This window comes from Staphylococcus sp. EG-SA-17 (genome assembly GCF_017151845.1).
Classification (GTDB): Bacteria; Bacillota; Bacilli; order Staphylococcales; family Staphylococcaceae; genus Staphylococcus; species Staphylococcus aureus.
On the sequence record NZ_JACVZO010000059.1, the window covers coordinates 1 to 2,038 of the forward strand.

A 2,038-nucleotide genomic window follows, 5' to 3' on the forward strand; every position below is an offset into this window, starting at 1 on the left:
CCCCAGTGAAGTTCTATATCTCTACACATTGCGAATATTTTTTTGCGTTGTTCTATAGATAGTTTTTTATTATCCGGAACCTCTACTTCTGCTTTTAGTGGATATCCGTTTTCTAGTAAGTCAATGTGACTTTGTTCAAGTTCAACACCAGTAGCAACGACGGAATAAGTGCCGTCATTGTCTTTCTGGTATCTTGTAATGTATTGCATTTAAACCACACCTTAAAACGCTAAATCTTGGTCGTCATATCCAAATTGGCCACTGCTTTCAAATGGATTGCTTTGTTGAGACATTGATGTTTGTTGTTGTGCCCCGTTATTTTCTTCAGCTTTTTGCTTATCTGTCTTCGGAATAGGTTTGTTAACAACATCATCGCCCTTTTTGTAAGGTTTAATAAATGAAAAATCCGTAAAATACTTACCTTCATCTTCATTGAATTTCCATTTCAATACCAAGTGACAAAACTTACCAATAAGATCATTGGTATCAAAATCTAAGCTAGGAAGATTTAACTTAATACCTAATCGAGTAACTAATTCAATCAATTGTTTTTCTTGGAAATCATATTTATACGGCGGTACAAATTGATTATGTTTATATTGTTTGCCTTCATCATTTTCAAATACGATTGTGAAATATCTATTTTCTCTATCATTGAATTCAATATTTTTAACTTTCACTGTGAATTCTCCAGCTTGAAACCCTGCTGAGCCGTTATAAAACTTTTCTTGATTTGTTTCTTTAGTAAATTGCGCTTGTCCTGTGATTTTCATAATTAAATACCGTCCTTTTAATTAATTTTTAGTTTCCATTTCTAATTGCTTCTACTACGTCCGTAATGCTAGGATTTGCAAATTTCTTATTGTTAATTGTTATTGAAGGTGAATGTCTAATCTTTGTTTCAAACGTATTAGAAGGTTCAGCGTTTAGAATATATCTAGCTTTCTTTTCTCCGTTATCATCAAATTCTTCAATCATTGCCCTAGCTAACACATCACTTTGAGAAGTAATAGCTTTTTTAATTTGTTCTTGCGCTTCAATAGTGATAGTAGGGTTGATAGTGCTACCTTCATCATCTTTATCTTTGTTGATACCTTCATGACCTGTAATAACAAAGTGGAATTTGTATTCTTCTTGAAGTTTTCCTATTAATCTGTACATACTGACAATTCGTTCAGCAACTTCTCCCCAATCATTAAACGTTGGTTTTTTAGACTTATTTTTCATCACATCATTCAATGTCATATCTCTAAGTTTTTGAATAGTTTCAATAACTACAACATTGATTTCTTGTCCGTTTTCTCTCATCTCCTGTAAAATTTGAGGTAAAAAATTTACAACATAAACAAAGTGTTGATAGTTCTCGATTTCTACGTCTGATCCTTCGTCAGTAACCGTTGTTCCACCTTCGTTAATGTCAATGACGAAAGCGTCTTTATCTCTTGTAGCAAACGTGGTTTTTCCTGAGCCAATTTTTCCGTATACTGCAAATTTATAGAATTTCCTTTTATTTTTCTCAGCGATATTATTTATCTTTAGTTTTTTGAGTATGCTTACTTTTTCTTGTGGTTCTTGTTTTTCCTCAGTCATGTTCTACCTCCTCATACTCAATTGTTTCTGTCACTGTTTTCTTGATTGCTTTGTGCTTAGACATATCAATAACAGTTTTGTCTAGTCCGTCGAATTCTCTTGCGTCTCGCATATCAGTTGAATACTTCACTGTATCGTTCACTTCGGTTGGTCGGTTTGTAATAAATAGATTTTCATCTTTATGCTTGATTAGATAAGTTACAGTCTGCTTCATAGCGACCTCCTACCATCTCATGACTAAGTTAATTAGTCTGTCCTGTTCGTCTGTGTTCTCTTCAATCCATTCATCTATTGCTTGGTTAAATAAGTCTGATGCCATATCTAAGTCATTCTCATCTACGACATAAGCATGTTTAATTGGTACGTTGTTCATATCTTTAACTTGTATTGATATGCCCATATGACCTTTTAAAATGAATAGCTTAAAATCGAATCCGTTAACATGAAT

At 33.1% G+C, this 2,038-nt stretch carries 5 protein-coding genes; all 5 read right to left on the bottom strand.

What is annotated here, in order from left to right; all coding sequences use genetic code 11:
* Positions 1-209 (bottom strand): putative HNHc nuclease (locus IDG65_RS13930; protein WP_031905861.1); only part of this gene is annotated, 209 nt, incomplete at its 3' end.
* Positions 210-221: 12 nt separating this feature from the next.
* A complete protein-coding gene (locus tag IDG65_RS13935) occupies positions 222-773 on the bottom strand; it encodes a single-stranded DNA-binding protein (protein WP_000704705.1) in 552 nt (183 codons plus the stop codon).
* Between the two features lie 28 nt (positions 774-801).
* On the bottom strand, positions 802-1,590 hold the full coding sequence (locus IDG65_RS13940) for an ATP-binding protein (protein ID WP_000134097.1): 789 nt from the start codon (positions 1,588-1,590) through the stop codon (positions 802-804).
* The gene (locus tag IDG65_RS13945; protein ID WP_000815403.1) at positions 1,583-1,804 is read right to left on the bottom strand and encodes a DUF2483 family protein; all 222 of its coding nucleotides are present in this window, start codon (positions 1,802-1,804) and stop codon (positions 1,583-1,585) included. Before IDG65_RS13945 ends, IDG65_RS13940 begins: the two co-directional genes overlap by 8 nt.
* Before the next feature lie 9 nt (positions 1,805-1,813).
* A partial coding sequence (locus IDG65_RS13950) for a DUF1108 family protein (protein ID WP_154289405.1) occupies positions 1,814-2,038 on the bottom strand: 225 nt, incomplete at its 5' end.

Coding starts and splice junctions, on each gene's coding strand:
- IDG65_RS13940 (WP_000134097.1), bottom strand. CDS start 1,590: ATGACTGAGGAAAAACAAGAACCACAAGAAAAAGTAAGCATACTCAAA.
- IDG65_RS13945 (WP_000815403.1), bottom strand. CDS start 1,804: ATGAAGCAGACTGTAACTTATCTAATCAAGCATAAAGATGAAAATCTA.
- IDG65_RS13935 (WP_000704705.1), bottom strand. CDS start 773: ATGAAAATCACAGGACAAGCGCAATTTACTAAAGAAACAAATCAAGAA.